This window comes from Rhodanobacter aciditrophus, from assembly GCF_042679525.1.
Taxonomy (GTDB): domain Bacteria; phylum Pseudomonadota; class Gammaproteobacteria; order Pseudomonadales; family Marinomonadaceae; genus Marinomonas; species Marinomonas aciditrophus.
This window is the reverse complement of sequence record NZ_JBHTMN010000007.1, coordinates 205,098-221,549: the sequence shown is the minus strand read 5'-3', so window position 1 is coordinate 221,549 and position 16,452 is coordinate 205,098. Positions and strand designations below refer to the sequence as shown.

The following is a 16,452-nucleotide window of genomic DNA, read 5'->3' as shown; positions in this document are numbered from 1 at the left end:
TCACCTCGTAAAACGATCCAATTAACTCATTTCGGCACGCAGTTGCTCGATCACTGGCGCTTGTTCCGGACGCACATGCTGCCACAAGAAAAACGCTTCGGCCGCTTGGCACACTAACATGCCAAGGCCATCAGAGCCGCTGGCACCACGCTCAAGGGCCCACTGCATAAACACGGTCGGCTTGGTGCCATACACCATATCGTAGACCCAGGTGTTGCTGTTCAATAAGCTGTCTTTTAACGGAGGCAAATCACCACCCAAACTCGCGGAAGAACCATTTATAATGATATCGAAAGGCCCTTTAACGGAGTCAAAGCTGGCGTAATCACAGTTAAATTGGCGCGCCAATTCTTCTGCTTTCTCTAGGGTACGGTTCACCACGGTTAAGGAGTAAGGCTCTTGCAGTTGAATCGGACCAATCACCCCCCGTACCGCGCCACCAGCGCCAATCACTAGGATACGTTTGTTCTTCATTGGCTGGCTTTGTACTTTGACGATGTCACGCACCATGCCCGCACCGTCAGTGTTATCCCCATATAGCTCGCCGTTTTTACCCATCACTAGGGTATTCACAGCACCCGCTTGTTCGGCGCGTTTACTGAGCTTGTCACACATATCAAAAGCACGCTGTTTGAAAGGCACTGTCACGTTCATGCCCTGGCCGCCGTCAGCAAAAAAGTCGCGTACCTGCTGTTCAAAATTATCCAGATCCCCGAGCATCTTGACATATTTCACGTCTCGACCGGTTTGTACGGCAAACGCGTGATGAATCTCAGGCGACCGACTGTGTTCGATGGGGTTTCCAATAACAGCGTATAAATCCACTTTGAACCTCTAACTCTTTTTGGCAGATAAGATGTTGGGAATTAGCCTTGGCGGTTTAGCCAGTCACGTCCCGTTAAATAATAATCCGTTAGTAATGCCTCTGGCGTGCCTGCCTCAGGCTCATAACCATAGCTCCACTTCACCTCTGGCGGCAACGACATCAGGATAGATTCTGTGCGCCCAGCACCACTTTGCAAACCAAAGTGGGTTCCTCGGTCGAACACTAGGTTAAATTCCACATAGCGACCACGACGATGCAACTGGAAATCTCGCTCAGACTCACCAAATGGGTGGTCTTTGCGCTTCGCGAGAATCGGCTCATAGGCGTCAATATAGCCATTGCCAACCGCTTGCATCAACGCAAAGCTGTCATCGAAGGATAATTCGTTGAAATCATCAAAAAACACGCCGCCAATACCGCGATGCTCTTGGCGATGCTTCAAAAAGAAGTACTCGTCACACCAGCGTTTAAAGCGGTCATAATAGTCCTTACCAAAAGGGGCAAGCCCATCGGCCGCGGCTTGGTGCCATTGGATACAGTCTTCTTCAAAGCCATAATAAGGGGTCAGATCAAAACCTCCACCAAACCACCATACGGGTTCCATGCCTTCTTTGTGTACGACAAACAAGCGCACATTGGCGTGGGACGTTGGGGCATAAGGGTTTGAGGGGTGAATCACAAGGGACACGCCCATGGCTTCAAAGCTACCACCGGCCAGTTCTGGACGGTCAGCGGTCGCGGAAGGAGGGAGTTTGTCACCGTATACATGGGAGAAATTCACACCGCCTTTTTCGATCACGGAACCTGTGATCACGCGGGTCCGGCCCATACCGCCGTTCTCTCGCTGCCAAGCATCTTCGTGAAAGCGCGCCTCAGGCTCAAAGGCTTCCAAACGTTGGCAAATACGGTCTTGGAGATCCATCAAAAAGTGTTTAACGGACGCGATCTTTTCCTCGGTGAGCATGGACAAAACAAGACTCCTGATCCAATCTGATATGCAAGGCTCAAGAGTCTAACATCGAAGCACGCAACCCTGAACTAAAAGCGGTTACTCAAATCGCGCCAAGGGGCAACGGCATGCTCAAACAGCTCCGGATTGCCAGTGGCTTTCACCAAAACCGAAGCTCCGTGGAGACTCGCCAGGATCTGGCTGGCGTAGCTGTGGGCGTCTTCCGACGTGATCCACTCTTGGCTCATGTAGGATACAACCGTGCTGAGCCATTCCAATTTCAGGTCATAAAACGCCGCCACTTCGGCTTTCGCTTCTTCTTCTAATAAGGATTTTTCCGCCATCAAGATGGTACAGATGCTCATATTGTCTTGATCCACCACTTGGGCCTTAAACCCATCGATGAACTTATTCAGCGCCTTTTGCGCCGCGCTACGTTTCTTTTTCGGAAGGGTTAAACGTTCGGCAAAGTCCTCACGGTAGCGACGCATCACCTGTGCTACCAGATCCCCTTTAGTGGGGAAGTGGTAATGAACGCTGGCACTCTTGATGCCAACTTCTTCCGCTAAGTCCCTGAAACTCATGGCTTTATAACCATTTTTTAAAATGGAGCGCTCCGCAGCGTCCACCAAGGCCAGCTTGGTTGGGTTCTGCTTCTTAGCAACGGGCTCCACGACAGAATTCATTTCCATGGGGTGATTTCCTTTTTTCTTACCTATCAACTGATAGATATTTTATTGACCAGTTTGAAATACACAAGCTATATTCCACCTACCTAGTGATAGATAAATAACTCACGACCAGCTATTTTTTAACAGAGGGGATCAGAAAATGACTTACGATCTAGTGGTTTTAGGCAGTGGTCCAGGGGGGTACGCGGCGGCCTTTCGTGCAGCAGACTTGGGACTGTCCGTGGCTTTGATTGAGCGCCACAACAACTTAGGCGGCGTTTGTTTAAACGTTGGCTGCATCCCCTCAAAAGCCCTATTGCACGTGGCAGGGAAAATTCTAGAAGCGGAAGCGCCTTCCCATGGGGTTCAATTTGCCAAGCCAATGATTGATCTAGAGGCGATTCGTCATCACCGTCAAAGCACCGTGGATACTCTAACGGGGAATTTAAAGCTCATGGCTGAAGGGCGTCATGTGGCAGTGTTCCATGGAGAAGGTCAGTTTGATTCGAGTCACTCCATTGTCGTAAAAGGCGATACAGAACAGCGACTTGAGTTTAAGCATGCCATCATCGCGGTCGGCTCTCGGGCGATTCGTTTGCCTTTTATTCCCTATCAGGATCCGCGCATTTTAGATGCCACCAGCGCGCTACAATTAGAGCGCATCCCAAAACACATGCTGGTCATTGGCGGCGGCATTATTGGCTTAGAAATGGCCACTGTTTACCAGTCGCTTGGAGCACAAATCACCATCGCGGAACTGGGCGACCAGATCATGACCGGAGCCGATAAAGACTTAGTGCGCGTATTCGAAAAAGCCAATAAGTCACGCATGGACTTTTTAACTCAGACCCAAGTGACCGCCGTAGAGCCCACTCCTGACACGCTCAAAGTCCGTTTAAAAGACGCCCATGGAGAGCAAACTCTCAATGTGGATGCTGTCTTGGTAGCAGTCGGGCGTACGCCTAATGGCCGAAATGCAGGCATCCCAGAGATTGGCGTAAAACTGGATGAACGTGGGTTTATCTTAACCAATGACCAATGCCAAACCTCAATTCCAAACATCTACGCCATTGGCGATGTGACCCACGGACCTATGCTGGCTCACAAGGCATCCCATCAGGGGCACACGGCCGCAGAAGTGATTGCCGGCAAAGCTGTCGACTTCCAACCTTTGGCCATACCCTCCATTGCCTACACCTATCCGGAAGTCGCTTGGGTGGGATTAACCGAAACCTCTGCCAAACAACAAGGTATTGCGGTGAAAACCGCAGCCTTTCCATGGAGTGCCAGCGGTCGCGCCATAGCGTCTGGCGTCACCCAAGGTAAAACGAAGCTGATTTATGACCCAGAAACAGAGCGCGTATTAGGCGCAGGCATTGTTGGGGCCCACGCGGGGGAATTGCTCGGGGAATTAACTCTCGCCATAGAATTTGGCGCCACCTTAGAAGACATCGCTTTAACCATTCATGCCCACCCGAGCCTGCACGAGACCGTGGGACTTGCGGCAGAAGTGGGGGCAGGCACTATTACGGATTTACCTAATAAACAGGCGGTGAAACGCCAACCATCCGGCAGGGCTTAAGGACATTCGGCAGTGACCTGCTCAGCTCACATAAATAATGTGCTGCTCAGGGTCATAACGAAAGTTAAGACGAATGACGATTTGCTCTTCATTCATGTGCAGTTTCGAGGCGAGTGTCAATACGCCTCGATCTGCCTTACGGGCAAAGCCCTTTAATTGCTGTTCCAGCATCCGCCAAGCCACACTGTCCCGCTGCTCTCCATTTACCCCGGCCAAGTCCGGGGACAAACGCCTTAGAGACTGCAAATACACCAAGGTATTCGTGCGCACCTCGTCGTACTCAGGTTCCGCTGACTCTTGATATTCCAGCCCATTGGCACGCATTTCTTGTTTGAGATGGGCCTGCCACTGGCTTAGAAATTGGTTGAAATAGCTCACCACACGCTCCCAGCGAATTCTTGTCGTTGGCCTATAGTATCTCCTACCAGCACTGCCTAGGACATGAGTTTATTTTGCTTAGTGGCCCCCCGTTCATCATTATTTTCGGGATTAATTTACCCACTTATTGAAAGGTGATTGACTCTTTAAAAATCAGATTGTATTTTGTATCCAAACTACATATTAACGTCATTGAGGATCTATCCCTATGAACACACAAGTATTCAACGGCGTAATGCCAGCTCTAATGACTCCGTGCAAAGCAGATCGCACGCCTGATTACGACGCACTGGTAAAGAAAGGCCATGAAATGATCGCCGCCGGTATGTCCGCTGTTGTGTACTGTGGCTCCATGGGTGACTGGCCACTGCTGACCGATGAAGAGCGTATGGAAGGGGTAGAGCGCCTTGTCAAAGCAGGTATCCCAGTGGTGGTCGGTACCGGTGCTATCAACACTAAATCCGCTGTGGCCCACGCAGCACACGCTCAAAAAGTCGGTGCAGCGGGTCTGATGGTGATCCCACGTGTCTTGTCTCGCGGCTCTGTGATTGCAGCTCAGCGTAATCACTTCAAAGCCATCTTGGAAGCCGCGCCAGATGTGCCAGCGATCATTTACAACAGCCCTGTCTACGGCTTCGCAACCCGTGCTGATTTGTTCTTTAGCCTGCGTTCCGAACACCCGAACCTGATCGGCTTTAAAGAATTCGGCGGTGATGCGGATCTTCGTTACGCTGCGGAAAACATCACTTCTAAAGACGACGATGTCTTACTGATGGTGGGCGTTGATACGGCTGTGTTCCACGGTTTCGTTAACTGTGGTGCCGTCGGTGCCATCACGGGTATCGGTACGGCATTGCCAAAAGAAGTCTTGTTACTGGCGAACCTTTCTCGCATGGCGGCAAACGGCAACGCGGAAGCACGCGTTCGCGCAAAAGAGCTGGAAGAAGCCTTCAGCGTTTTGGCCAGCTTTGACGAAGGCCCAGAATTGGTGCTGTTCTTCAAATATCTACTTGTACTAAACGGTGAAGAAGAGTATCGCTTACATTTCAATGAAACAGATGAATTAAACGATGCCCAGCGCCATTACTGTGAACAACAATACTCATTGTTTAAAGCGTGGTTCGCTGATTGGTCAAAACAAGGCGGAGTACTTACTACTATGCAGGTAACGGAATGCTAAAAGTTGTCGATAGCCATACCGAAGGCGAGCCGACCCGAGTTGTGTTAGAAGGAGGCCCTGATCTTGGATCAGGGCCTTTGTCTGAACGGGCCAAACGTCTTGCAACGGAACACAAAGACTTTTACCGCTCTCTAGTGGTAGAACCCTACGGTCAGGAAGCCATGGTCGGGGCGCTCTTAGTAGAGCCCACAGACCCGAGCTGTGTCACCGGCGTTATTTACTTTGATGCTGCCGCTGTCATCGGCATGTGTGGCCACGGCACCATTGGCCTAGCCGCCACCTTGGCCCATATTGGTAAGATCGATGTGGGCACCCACAAGATCGAAACCCCAGTAGGTATCGTAGAAGTCACTCTGACGGATAAAAATACCGTTACGGTGCAAAACATCGAGAGTTACCGCTTTAAGAAAGGCGTCGAGCTGGACGTCGAAGGCGTAGGTAAAGTGGTTGGAGACATCGCCTATGGGGGCAACTGGTTTTTCATTGTAGATGACAGCCCAACCCCTGTGCTGCCGAGCAATATCCGCACCCTTACGGAAATTGGCATCAAGGTTCGAGAGACCATCTATGCCCATGGCATTGAAGGGGAAAACGGTGGCATCATCGATCATATCGTCTTCTATGGTCCAGCCCTAACGGACAAAGGCCACACTCGCAATTTCGTCCTGTGTCCAGACGATGCCTATGACCGCTCACCTTGCGGCACCGGTAGCTCCGCACGTCTATCATGCCTAGCGGCAGACCAGCGTCTTGCCCCTGGAGAAGCCATTTACCAAGAAAGCACCATTGGCAGTGGCTACACCTTAAGCTACCAACTGGGCAGCAAACCAGGTGGCATTATCCCATCGATTACAGGCCAAGCCTTTATCACCCGGGAAGCCAACATAGTCGTCAACCCAACGGACCCTCTGCGCCACGGTGTGCAGCTATGAGTCAGACATACGATGTCATCGTCATCGGAGCTGGCATCATAGGTGTGAGCACGGGACTGAAGTTGCAACAAGAAGGCAAGCGAGTACTCATCGTGGACAGCAAGGGCGTGGCAGCGGAAACCTCTGCGGGTAATGCAGGGGCTTTTGCCTTTGCTGATGTGATCCCCTTGGCGACCCCTGGGATTATGCGCAAAGCCCCAAAATGGTTACTGGATCCATTAGGGCCGCTTTCCATTCGTCCTGCCTATGGGTTAAAGATCCTGCCTTGGATGCTGCATTTTTGGCGCGCAAGCTGGAAAGATCGCTACGCTGCTGCCCTCAAAGCCCAAGCAGACCTGATGGCACTTTCTAAAGAGGCCCTTGAGCGCCAAATACAACAGGTAAATGGTGAGCACCTCATCCGACGTGAAGGTCAGTTGCAACTCTATGAAGGTGCGGAGGAATTTCAAGCCGCCATGGCCAGCTGGGAAGTGCGCAAAGCCCATGGGGTAAAGTTTGAACTACTAGAAAGCCCAGAGGCCATTGCCAAGATCCAACCGGGAATCGCCCCCCGTTTTACCCACGCAGGTTACACGCCTGAATGGAAAAACGTGGTACACCCGAAAACCTGGACAGAACATCTCGCCAATGGGTTCACGGATCTTGGTGGAGAGATCACTACACAGAAAGTCACGGCTATCACCCCCCAATCGGATCATGTGCAGATCGTCACTGATACCTCGACCTTGCAAGGCAAACATGTGGTCATCGCCACAGGAGCTTGGTCTAAGGCGCTCGCCGCGCAATTAGGGGACAGTGTGCCATTGGATACCGAACGTGGGTACAACACCACCTTACCAAAGGGTGCGTTTGAGCTGAAAACCCACATTACCTTTAGTAATCATGGATTTGTCGTCACCAAAGCAGGGGACGGAGTGCGCGTAGGGGGAGCCGTAGAACTGGGCGGATTACACCTTGCCCCCAATTACAAACGTGCCGACGTACTGCTGAAAAAGGCTAAGGACTTCCTGCCTGAGTTAAACGTCGAACACGGCCAACAATGGATGGGGTTTCGTCCATCTATGCCCGACAGCTTGCCGGTAATCGGCTTCGCTAAAAATAGCCAGCAAGTACTCTATGCCTTTGGCCACGGCCACCTTGGCTTAACACAATCTGCTGGCACAGCAGAGCTCATTGCCGACCTGATCCAAGGCCGAGACCCGAGCATTTCGACCCAACCTTACCGAGCACAGCGCTTTTAATGCTGTGACCACCACTATGGAGACCATCATGAGCGATACGATTACCCTTAGCCTTAACCAAGTTCGCGAGCTGAGTGAATCAACCTTGATCAGCAATGGCTTCAACGAACAACACGCCCAAGCCATTACCGATATCATCTATACCAACCAGATTGGAGATTGCCACTCCCATGGCTTGTATCGCCTGTTCATGTGTGTAGAAAGCATTCGCTCTGGTCGTGTGAACGGCACATCCGAACCCACCATCATTGATGCCGCGCCGTCTGTGGTACGTGCCGATGCGAACGATGGCATCTCGTTACTGGCATTGCGTGCCGCCATGCCGCTATTGATCGAGAAAGCAAAAAAGAACGGCGTAGCCGCCTTAGCGATTAATCGTTGTTTCCACTTTTCTGCCCTGTGGCCAGAAGTTGAAATGCTGTCAGCCGCAGGTCTTGCGGGCATGGCCATGTTGCCAAGTCACGCCTGGGTCGCCCCCGCAGGTGGCAGTCGCGGTCTATTGGGGACCAACCCCTTTGCCTTCAGCTGGCCACGACCTAACCAGGCGCCATTCACCTTTGATTTCGCTACCAGCCAGTTTGCTCGAGGTGAAATCGAGCTGTACCGCCGTGCTGGTAAGCCTCTTCCAGAAGGGGTGGCCATCGATAAAGCAGGACAACCTACTACGGACGCGGCTGCCGCCATGGACGGAGCCATGCTGACCTTCGGCGGTCACAAGGGCTCAGCGTTATCCTTGATGATTGAATTAATGGCAGGACCACTGATCGATGATTTGACCAGTAAAGAGAGCATGGACTTTGCCGAAGGCAAGCCAGAAGCCCCATACCATGGGGAGATCATCCTAGCCTTCGATCCAAATTTACTCAGTGGAGGCCGAACCGCTGAAAACAGCGAACGGGCTGAGCGCCTGTTCGCAGACGTTATCGATCAAGGAGCTCGCCTGCCATCTCAACGCCGTCAAGCAGCCCAGGCAGCCAACCAAGCCAAAGGCTCCGTTGACATCCCTAAAGCCCTCTACGAAGACTTACTCAAGCTGAAAAAGCCTAGTTAAAGAGTGCTTACAAGGTTCGTTGCTCTGGAAAGGTAGGAATGGAAGGGGCAACAAAAAAGCGGTGTTGGACAACCAACACCGCTTTTATTTTGCCTAATAACGTATATTTGCCTAACGGCAGGGGACTCGGTTATTGAGCAAGGTCTTTTGGCAACAGCATGTCAGGGATGTCTTGGTAACACACCGGACGCAGGAAGCGACGAATCGCCATGGTGCCCACTGAAGTAGCGCCAAAGTTCGTCGACGCTGGGTAAGGTCCACCGTGAACCATGCTGTCACAGACTTCCACACCTGTAGGGAAGGCATTCGCTAGGATACGCCCAGCTTTACGCTCCAATACCGGCATGAACTGCTGAGCTTCAATTACGTCTGCATCGTCAAGATGCAAGGTGCAGGTCAGCTGGCCTTCTAGGTTTTTCGCTACTTGCAGCATTTCCCCCACACTGGAGGCCAAGACCACAATGCCTAATGGGCCAAACACCTCGTGGGCCAGATCAGGGTTTGCTAGCCATTCACCTGCAGTGGTCGAGTACAAGTAGGGTGTCGCATTACGATCACTGCTTTCTGTGGCCACGACTTCACGCACTTCTGATAAGCCTGCTATCTGGGCTTGGCCTTGGCGGTAAGCTTTAGCAATACCATCCGTGAGCATGGTTTGAGGGGGTACAGATGCAAGCGACTCAGCCGCTTTGGCAACAAATGTATCCGCCTGTGGCCCCGCTAATAGCACGGCGACACCAGGGTTAGTACAAAACTGCCCTGCGCCCATGGTTAAAGAAGCCGCCCAGCCTGTCGCAAGGGCCTCTCCACGGCTGTCAACCGCATTAGGGAATAGGAACATAGGGTTCACAGAACCTAACTCACCAAAGAATGGGATCGGCTCAGGACGGGCAGCACACAAGTCATACAGGGCACGACCACCCCGTAGGGAGCCGGTGAAGCCTACGGCTTTGATCAGAGGGTGCTCCACTAGGGTTTGACCCACTTCAAAGCTAGCGCCGCTGTCTTGAATCACGCTGATCACACCGGCTGGCATACCGCAACGCTCCACTGCTGCTTTCAAGGCTTCGGCGACGATTTCTGCCGTACCTGGATGGGCAGGATGGCCTTTCACCACGACAGGACAGCCTGCCGCCAATGCTGAGGCGGTATCACCACCAGCGGTTGAGAAGGCCAGAGGGAAGTTGGATGCCCCGAATACCGCAATAGGGCCAATAGGACGTTGCATCAGACGCAGTTCCGCGCGAGGTAACGGCTGACGGTCAGGCAAAGCACTGTCGTGACGACGATCAAGATAGTCACCCTCTAGAATATGCTGAGCAAACATTCGCAGTTGACCGCAGGTACGGCCACGCTCCCCTTGTAGGCGGGCTTCTGGCAGACCTGTCTCGGAAGAACCAATGGCGGTGATCGCGTCAGCACGGGCATCGATTTCATCCGCAATGACGTTTAGAAACTCAGCACGCGCTTGGCGCGACTTACCGCTGAACTCATAAAAGGCGTCTTCGGCCGCTTGTACCGCTTGATCCACTAAGGCTGCCGAGCCACTCGAAAACGTATGCGCCTCTCCATGAGCTGGAGAGGAGGTAAAAGTGTGCTCCGATTCGATCCACTGGCCTGCAATCAAATGTTTACCATGGGGTTTGAAAGACATAGGTTGGTCACTCCAACGATAAATGTATTTTGTATCCAATTTAATTGAACACTATTTCATGATGTCAGACAAGGCTAGGACACATGTCATCTGAGATGGTGAAATAAAGGTTCAAATAGCAGGGAGATAAGCCGCTGGCGGGCTTATCTCAAATCAAAATGGCAGGAAAGTGGGCTACTGGGCTGCCCGGGTGGCTTCGACCAAGGCGATCACTTGCTCTTTAGTGCTCACTAGGTGGTCGCGCAGACATTTGGTCGCCCCTTCAATGTCCCTCGCTTTGGCAAAATCCAGCAGCATTTGGTGGTCATAACTGGCACGGTCACGGTTGTCCAGCTTATCTATGTGCATACTTACGTAGCGATTGGCTTGTAAGGTGACGCGATCGAGTAGGTTTTCCGTCATATGTCGGCCTGCTGCGCAGTACAGTAAACCGTGGTATTTTGCGTTTAGTGGCCCCCATTCAGCGATATTGCCAGCCTCATAGGAAGCTTTCATTTCCGCAAGGATGTCATCGCACTCGGCGAACAAAGCGTCCGTCATTTTGGGAATCGCTCGAGCAAAGAGATCCACTTCTAATAAGGTACGCACATCAAAAATCTCAGCGATTTCTTCCAATGAGTGCTTGGTAACGGTGGCGCCACGGTTATTCTGAAACACCAGTAAGCCTTCGGCGTCTAGGCGTTTGAGGGCTTCACGTACGGGCATACGAGACACATCATATTCTTCAGCAAGTAACTCCTGACGGATTAAGGCCCCTTCAGCCAAGTCTCCAGACAAGATGCGTTTGCGTAGATCCTCGACAATCACATCGGGCAAACTTTGACGTACTACTGCTCTCTTTGCGGCCAACTTTACTCACCTCATTTATGGAATCATTGACGGTATATGGGGGTTTCTCCCGCAACAGACCGTGGTCGCTCATAGGGCGACATTATACCCCATTCCGGAAAAGATAAATCCAACCATGCAAAATCCATGGAAAAGTTTGAACAACACCAAACAAAGCATTGATAGCTTCACATTTTCCAACCATGGTGGATCTCCTACTATCCATTCATCACGTTGCTTCTATGGTTAATAGAACCTCGTACCAATATTTCTCAAGTTTGAGTTTGGAGTTTGTATGCAAGTCACGTTAGCGCAACCAAGCCTGTTAAAAAGCCAGTCTTACATCAATGGCGAATGGGTCGCAGCCGATTCAGGTAAAACCTTTGCCGTTACTAACCCTGCCAACGGTGAGCACATCGTCGACGTAGCGGATCTAGCGGCTGACGAAACCACACGTGCTGTGGAAGCGGCCAATGCAGCACAAAAAGCATGGCAAGCCAAAACAGCGAAAGAGCGTGCCACGCTTCTACGCAAGTGGAACCAGCTCATTCTTGATAACCAAGAAGACCTCGCCAAGCTGATGACCCTAGAGCAAGGTAAACCTTTTGCTGAAGCGAAAGGCGAAGTGCTGTACGGCGCGTCTTTCATTGATTGGTTTGCGGACGAAGCCCGTCGCCTAAACGGTGATGTGATTCCTTCTTTTGCACCAGACAAACGCGTTCTGACCATCAAGCAGGGCATTGGTGTGGTGGCAGCGATCACCCCTTGGAACTTCCCAATCGCCATGATCACCCGTAAAGCGGGCCCAGCGTTAGCAGCAGGCTGTACTATTGTCATCAAGCCTTCTGACGAAACCCCTTTGTGTGCATTGGCATTGGCGGAGCTTGCAGGACAAGCTGGTATCCCAGCAGGTGTTTTAAACGTTGTTGTGGGTAAAGATGCAAAAGCCATTGGCGGTGTTCTGACGGGCAACCCAATCGTACGTAAATTGAGCTTCACTGGCTCTACGCCAGTAGGCAAGCTATTGCTTTCCCAGTGTGCGCAAACGGTAAAACGTACCTCTATGGAACTAGGTGGCAACGCGCCGTTTATCGTGTTTGACGACGCCGACCTAGACGCAGCGGTAGAAGGCGCTATTGCTTCTAAATACCGTAACGCGGGTCAAACCTGTGTTTGCGCCAACCGCATCTTGGTTCAAGACGGTGTGTACGATGCGTTTGCTGAAAAACTTGCGAAACGCGTTGCAGAATTCAAAACCGGCGACGGCTTTAGCGAAGGCGTTACTATTGGCCCACTGATCAACCAAGCGGCCGTAGATAAGGTCGAGACATTGGTGTCTGACGCAGTGAGCAAGGGTGCAAAAGCCATCACGGGCGGCGCTAAGCTAACCTCTGCTGGCGCACAGTTCTTTGAACCAACGATTTTGACCGGTGTAACAGACGACATGGACATCTTCTCTAACGAGATCTTTGGCCCTGTTGCTCCGCTGTTCCGATTCTCTACCGAAGAAGAAGCCGTTGCCATGGCAAACAATACCCCATTTGGCTTGGCGTCTTACTTCTATTCCCAGAATTTGGGCCGCATTTGGCGTGTTTCTGAAGCTTTGGAATACGGCATGGTCGGTATCAATGAAGGCATCATCTCCAGCGAAGTGGCACCTTTTGGCGGTGTGAAAGAGTCTGGCAGTGGCCGCGAAGGTTCCCAGTACGGCATCGATGAGTACGTGGAAATCAAATACCTATGTATGGGCGGCCTTAAATAAGCCAGCTCCGAGTGAGTACAGGCACGCCGGATCTGCTCCCGTGCCTGCTGTCTAATTCAGTGAGAACGATACAATGATGAACAATGCAAGCTTACAAGAACGCAAAGTAGCCGCGATCGCTCGCGGTCAAGGTAACATGGCTCCAGTGTATGTGGACCGTGCTCAAAACGCTGAAATCTGGGACGTTGAAGGCAAACGTCACATCGACTTCGGTGCGGGTATTGCGGTAGTGAACACAGGTCACAACCACCCGAAAGTAAAAGCTGCGGTACAAGCCCAGCTTGAGCGTTTCACTCACACTTGTGTGATGGTAAGCCCATACGAATCAGCGGTCGCTCTGGCTGAGAAACTTAACGCAGCAGCCCCAGGTAACACTCCGAAGAAATCCATCTTCGTTACCACAGGTGCGGAAGCGGTAGAGAACTGTGTGAAAATCGCCCGTGCCCACACTGGCCGTCCAGGTATTATCGCGTTCAACGGTGGTTTCCATGGCCGTACCAACATGACCATGGGGCTAACGGGTAAAGTGAACCCTTACAAGATTGGCTTTGGTCCATTCCCAAGCGATATCTTCCATGTACCGTACCCGAATGAGTACCTTGGCATCACTGAAGAGCAAGCACTTGCTGACCTTCAAATGCGCTTTACATGTGACATCGAGCCTTCTCGCGTTGCTGCGATCATCATTGAGCCAGTTCAAGGTGAGGGCGGTTTCTACATGGCGTCTGCCAGCTTCCTACAGAAGCTACGTGCGTTGTGTGACGAGCACGGCATTCTATTGATTTTGGACGAAATCCAAGCAGGTTTTGCCCGTACAGGGACTATGTTCTGCCACGAGCAAGCAGGTATTGAAGCAGACCTAATGACGGCTGCAAAAGGCATCGCGGGCGGTTTCCCAATCGCAGCGGTGGTCGGTAAAGCTGACATCATGGATGCACCAATCCCTGGTGGTCTAGGCGGTACTTACGGTGGCTCCCCAGTGGGCTGTGCAGCCGGTCTTGCGGTATTTGACGTGATCGAAGAAGAAGGTCTATGCGAACGCGCTAACCAAGTGGGTGCACGTTTTGTTGAACACCTAAAAGGTCTGCAAGCTGACTACCCACAGATCATCGGTGATGTACGTAATGCTGGTGCCATGATTGCAGTGGAATTCGTTAAAGACGGTGACGTGAACAAACCTTACCCAGAATTGGCGAAAAACCTGTCTGCGAAAGCGGCAGAAAACGGTCTAGTACTGCTTTCTTGTGGTATTCGCGGCAACGTTATCCGCTTCCTACCAGCCTTGACCATCGAGATGGACATCATCGATGAAGGCATGGAGATCTTCAAGCGTCTGTTTAAAGAGCTTGTTTAAGAGTCCAGTTTTGACGGTCAAGCAATCCCAGGCTTCCGTTTGCAAGAGTGATTGACATCTTGCTTTTTGAGCCCCGCTCCCTAGCGGGGCTTTTTTATGCTGAGTGTTTTTTAGACACTGTAGAGCTTCTAATGAGACTCAGATATACTGAATGTTAATGTGAAGTCGTATTTGACCTAGGAAGCAGCATGAAGCCAACAAGACTGAGTCATGAGCAAAAATGCAGTGTGTATACTCAAAGAAAAGCGGAGAACTTTGTCGAGAGTATGCGCTTAGAAGGTTACTCTGTTGACGCCTCACTTCTGGCTTTAACGCCCAATGAACGCAAACAGAAAAAGGCTGAGTTGATAAAACAATTCACCAAATAATGGACAAATATGGCACAGGGCAAGACCCTTATACTTACCCAGATTCCTCCATCTTAAGAAATAAACTCAATATCTCTAACGAGAATGAGCTCAACTTTGCTGAAAGCCAACTCGTCACATTAGCGCTCCAAGATATCGACTTTCAGCCACCTCCTTACAACTTTTCTTACCTTTGCACGCTTCATTTTCAATTATTTGGGGATGTGTATGACTGGGCAGGCCAACCTAGAACCATTGCAATCTCGAAACAAGACACTCGCTTTTGTCAGCCTGAATTTATTGTAAGAGAAGCGAACAAACTCTTCGCTCAATTGGAACAAGAGAACTATCTGATTGAGTTAAGTTTTGATGCGTTTTGCTTAAAAATGGCCGAGTTCTACATCGAACTGAATATGATTCATCCTTTTAGAGAAGGAAATGGCAGGGGGCAGCGTTTGTTGTTCGAACATTTGGCCATTTTCTGTGGCTACAATTTAAGCTTCAAGAACATCACCAAGGAACAATGGGTACAAGCCAATATCCTTGGGTGCTTAAAATGTGACTATTCTGAAATGAAAGACATTATGGCTAAAAGCCTGACAGCGATTAAAGATCTACTCTAAGCGCTAACACTCTTCTACTCTTACACTTACACTCTTCTAATAGGGCGCTGCGTCGGATTTGGTGCCGCTGAAATGTTCGCGAATCACTTTTAAAAACAGTTCACGGGGCTTATTAGGCTGAGCTGTCTTCTTATAAATCACGGCCATCCCTAAAGAATAGGAACGTTGCTCGGTTGCCACTGAAACAATCTGTCCATTCGCCACATAGGGTGCGGCGTATTCCTCTGGTAGAAAGCCGATAAAGCGGCCAGATAAAATCAACGACAAACGGGAGTCATAAAAGTAGGAGATCGCAGACAGATTCATATTCGAAATCTGCTCACTGACCCCTTCATGGGGCTTCAAACCTGCGTGGGAAGCAGGGAAGACGTCTACTTGCTCCGCTTGCTGCTCCGCCGTCATGGTCGCCAGTGGATGATCTTTCGATACATACACATAACAGCGGTCACTGTATAAATGAATGTACTCAAGGCCATCTAACTTTCGGTGATAGGGGATAAAGCCAATGTCCGCCTCATCATTCAAAATGGTCCGTTCAATCTTGGCCATGGACGACACATTGGTGGTGATGGAGACTTCTGGCGCTGCGTCATAAAAGTCACGAATCAAGTCTGGCAAACGACAACGGGGGTCAAGGCTCACTTTATCTGAAAGGGTAATCCGCAAGCGTCCGGTCAAACTGGCATTTAAGTTATTCACCGTGGTACGAAAGGCGTCTAGGGACTCCAACAAGGATTCCGTCATCTTATAGATGATTTCCCCTTCTTGGGTCAGAGAAAACCCACCCCGTCCACGTTTACACAAGGTGAGGTTCAATCGCGCTTCAAGGTTGGAGATGTGTAGACTGATGGTAGAGCGGCCAATATTCAGCACCGTTTCCGCCGCAGAGAAACCGCCGCAGTCCACTACGGTTTTAAATACTTTAAGCTGTTTGATCTCATAATCACCCACTTGACCGAGTGAGTAGTTTTTCAAGCTCATCGAGCCTCCTACGCCGCCATACTCATTAGTGCTTCAAATAGTACGCCCAGTATATCCGATCACAGCAAGTGAGCGCAGTGCTACCTTGGGGGT

16 protein-coding genes are annotated in these 16,452 nt (G+C 50.9%); 9 read left to right on the top strand and 7 right to left on the bottom strand.

What is annotated here, in order from left to right:
* Positions 1-21: 21 nt before the first annotated feature.
* The 3 genes from aroE to ACFQ45_RS06375 all read right to left on the bottom strand — a co-directional run bounded on the left by aroE (position 22) and on the right by ACFQ45_RS06375 (position 2,467).
* Positions 22-825, bottom strand: a complete 804-nt coding sequence (aroE, locus tag ACFQ45_RS06385; protein ID WP_377366161.1) for a shikimate dehydrogenase — start codon at positions 823-825, stop codon at positions 22-24.
* A 41-nt stretch (positions 826-866) separates the two neighbouring features.
* Positions 867-1,790: an oxygen-dependent coproporphyrinogen oxidase gene (hemF, locus tag ACFQ45_RS06380; protein ID WP_377366478.1), complete on the bottom strand. Its 924-nt coding sequence runs from the start codon at positions 1,788-1,790 to the stop codon at positions 867-869.
* Positions 1,791-1,864: 74 nt separating this feature from the next.
* The gene (locus ACFQ45_RS06375) at positions 1,865-2,467 is read right to left on the bottom strand and encodes a TetR/AcrR family transcriptional regulator (RefSeq protein WP_377366160.1); all 603 of its coding nucleotides are present in this window, start codon (positions 2,465-2,467) and stop codon (positions 1,865-1,867) included.
* Positions 2,468-2,606: 139 nt separating this feature from the next.
* On the opposite strand from ACFQ45_RS06375, the gene lpdA reads away from it, so the two are divergent.
* Positions 2,607-4,028 carry a dihydrolipoyl dehydrogenase gene (lpdA, locus tag ACFQ45_RS06370; RefSeq protein WP_377366159.1) on the top strand — a complete coding sequence of 474 codons (1,422 nt, stop codon included), beginning with the start codon at positions 2,607-2,609 and terminating at the stop codon, positions 4,026-4,028.
* A 21-nt stretch (positions 4,029-4,049) separates the two neighbouring features.
* Here the strand turns inward: lpdA and ACFQ45_RS06365 are convergent, their stop codons facing one another.
* Positions 4,050-4,406 (bottom strand): hypothetical protein, encoded by a 357-nt coding sequence (locus tag ACFQ45_RS06365; RefSeq protein ID WP_377366158.1) that lies wholly within the window; start codon positions 4,404-4,406, stop codon positions 4,050-4,052.
* Between the two features lie 208 nt (positions 4,407-4,614).
* Here ACFQ45_RS06365 and ACFQ45_RS06360 point away from each other — a divergent pair, with 208 nt between their 5' ends.
* Genes ACFQ45_RS06360 through ACFQ45_RS06345 form a run of 4 tightly spaced genes read left to right on the top strand, consistent with a single transcriptional unit; the run spans position 4,615 to position 8,810 of the window.
* A complete protein-coding gene (locus ACFQ45_RS06360; protein WP_377366157.1) occupies positions 4,615-5,586 on the top strand; it encodes a dihydrodipicolinate synthase family protein in 972 nt (323 codons plus the stop codon).
* Entirely contained in the window at positions 5,580-6,518 is a 939-nt protein-coding gene (locus tag ACFQ45_RS06355) for a 4-hydroxyproline epimerase (RefSeq protein ID WP_377366156.1), read from the top strand. The genes ACFQ45_RS06360 and ACFQ45_RS06355 overlap by 7 nt, the downstream gene beginning before the upstream one ends.
* Positions 6,515-7,759: an NAD(P)/FAD-dependent oxidoreductase gene (locus ACFQ45_RS06350; protein WP_377366155.1), complete on the top strand. Its 1,245-nt coding sequence runs from the start codon at positions 6,515-6,517 to the stop codon at positions 7,757-7,759. The genes ACFQ45_RS06355 and ACFQ45_RS06350 overlap by 4 nt, the downstream gene beginning before the upstream one ends.
* Positions 7,760-7,787: 28 nt before the next feature.
* Complete coding sequence (locus ACFQ45_RS06345; RefSeq protein WP_377366154.1) at positions 7,788-8,810, top strand: Ldh family oxidoreductase; 1,023 nt, start codon at positions 7,788-7,790, stop codon at positions 8,808-8,810.
* A 130-nt stretch (positions 8,811-8,940) separates the two neighbouring features.
* Here the strand turns inward: ACFQ45_RS06345 and ACFQ45_RS06340 are convergent, their stop codons facing one another.
* Positions 8,941-10,464 (bottom strand): aldehyde dehydrogenase (NADP(+)), encoded by a 1,524-nt coding sequence (locus ACFQ45_RS06340; RefSeq protein WP_377366153.1) that lies wholly within the window; start codon positions 10,462-10,464, stop codon positions 8,941-8,943.
* A 174-nt stretch (positions 10,465-10,638) separates the two neighbouring features.
* Entirely contained in the window at positions 10,639-11,313 is a 675-nt protein-coding gene (locus tag ACFQ45_RS06335) for a GntR family transcriptional regulator (protein ID WP_377366152.1), read from the bottom strand.
* A gap of 274 nt (positions 11,314-11,587) precedes the next feature.
* Here ACFQ45_RS06335 and ACFQ45_RS06330 point away from each other — a divergent pair, with 274 nt between their 5' ends.
* The 4 genes from ACFQ45_RS06330 to ACFQ45_RS06315 all read left to right on the top strand — a co-directional run bounded on the left by ACFQ45_RS06330 (position 11,588) and on the right by ACFQ45_RS06315 (position 15,378).
* Positions 11,588-13,054 (top strand): NAD-dependent succinate-semialdehyde dehydrogenase, encoded by a 1,467-nt coding sequence (locus ACFQ45_RS06330; protein WP_377366151.1) that lies wholly within the window; start codon positions 11,588-11,590, stop codon positions 13,052-13,054.
* Positions 13,055-13,127: 73 nt separating this feature from the next.
* The gene (gene gabT, locus ACFQ45_RS06325; RefSeq protein WP_377366150.1) at positions 13,128-14,408 is read left to right on the top strand and encodes a 4-aminobutyrate--2-oxoglutarate transaminase; all 1,281 of its coding nucleotides are present in this window, start codon (positions 13,128-13,130) and stop codon (positions 14,406-14,408) included.
* 188 nt (positions 14,409-14,596) lie between these two features.
* Positions 14,597-14,776: a YhfG family protein gene (locus tag ACFQ45_RS06320; protein WP_377366149.1), complete on the top strand. Its 180-nt coding sequence runs from the start codon at positions 14,597-14,599 to the stop codon at positions 14,774-14,776.
* Positions 14,776-15,378: a putative adenosine monophosphate-protein transferase Fic gene (locus ACFQ45_RS06315; RefSeq protein ID WP_377366148.1), complete on the top strand. Its 603-nt coding sequence runs from the start codon at positions 14,776-14,778 to the stop codon at positions 15,376-15,378. Before ACFQ45_RS06320 ends, ACFQ45_RS06315 begins: the two co-directional genes overlap by 1 nt.
* A 36-nt stretch (positions 15,379-15,414) precedes the next feature.
* On the opposite strand, the gene ACFQ45_RS06310 is transcribed toward ACFQ45_RS06315, so the two are convergent.
* Complete coding sequence (locus ACFQ45_RS06310) at positions 15,415-16,359, bottom strand: LysR family transcriptional regulator (RefSeq protein ID WP_377366147.1); 945 nt, start codon at positions 16,357-16,359, stop codon at positions 15,415-15,417.
* Positions 16,360-16,452: the final 93 nt, after the last annotated feature.

Coding starts and splice junctions, on each gene's coding strand:
- hemF (WP_377366478.1), bottom strand. CDS start 1,790: ATGCTCACCGAGGAAAAGATCGCGTCCGTTAAACACTTTTTGATGGAT.
- ACFQ45_RS06375 (WP_377366160.1), bottom strand. CDS start 2,467: ATGGAAATGAATTCTGTCGTGGAGCCCGTTGCTAAGAAGCAGAACCCA.
- lpdA (WP_377366159.1), top strand. CDS start 2,607: ATGACTTACGATCTAGTGGTTTTAGGCAGTGGTCCAGGGGGGTACGCG.
- ACFQ45_RS06360 (WP_377366157.1), top strand. CDS start 4,615: ATGAACACACAAGTATTCAACGGCGTAATGCCAGCTCTAATGACTCCG.
- ACFQ45_RS06355 (WP_377366156.1), top strand. CDS start 5,580: ATGCTAAAAGTTGTCGATAGCCATACCGAAGGCGAGCCGACCCGAGTT.
- ACFQ45_RS06350 (WP_377366155.1), top strand. CDS start 6,515: ATGAGTCAGACATACGATGTCATCGTCATCGGAGCTGGCATCATAGGT.
- ACFQ45_RS06345 (WP_377366154.1), top strand. CDS start 7,788: ATGAGCGATACGATTACCCTTAGCCTTAACCAAGTTCGCGAGCTGAGT.
- ACFQ45_RS06340 (WP_377366153.1), bottom strand. CDS start 10,464: ATGTCTTTCAAACCCCATGGTAAACATTTGATTGCAGGCCAGTGGATC.
- ACFQ45_RS06330 (WP_377366151.1), top strand. CDS start 11,588: ATGCAAGTCACGTTAGCGCAACCAAGCCTGTTAAAAAGCCAGTCTTAC.
- gabT (WP_377366150.1), top strand. CDS start 13,128: ATGATGAACAATGCAAGCTTACAAGAACGCAAAGTAGCCGCGATCGCT.
- ACFQ45_RS06320 (WP_377366149.1), top strand. CDS start 14,597: ATGAAGCCAACAAGACTGAGTCATGAGCAAAAATGCAGTGTGTATACT.
- ACFQ45_RS06315 (WP_377366148.1), top strand. CDS start 14,776: ATGGACAAATATGGCACAGGGCAAGACCCTTATACTTACCCAGATTCC.
- ACFQ45_RS06310 (WP_377366147.1), bottom strand. CDS start 16,359: ATGAGCTTGAAAAACTACTCACTCGGTCAAGTGGGTGATTATGAGATC.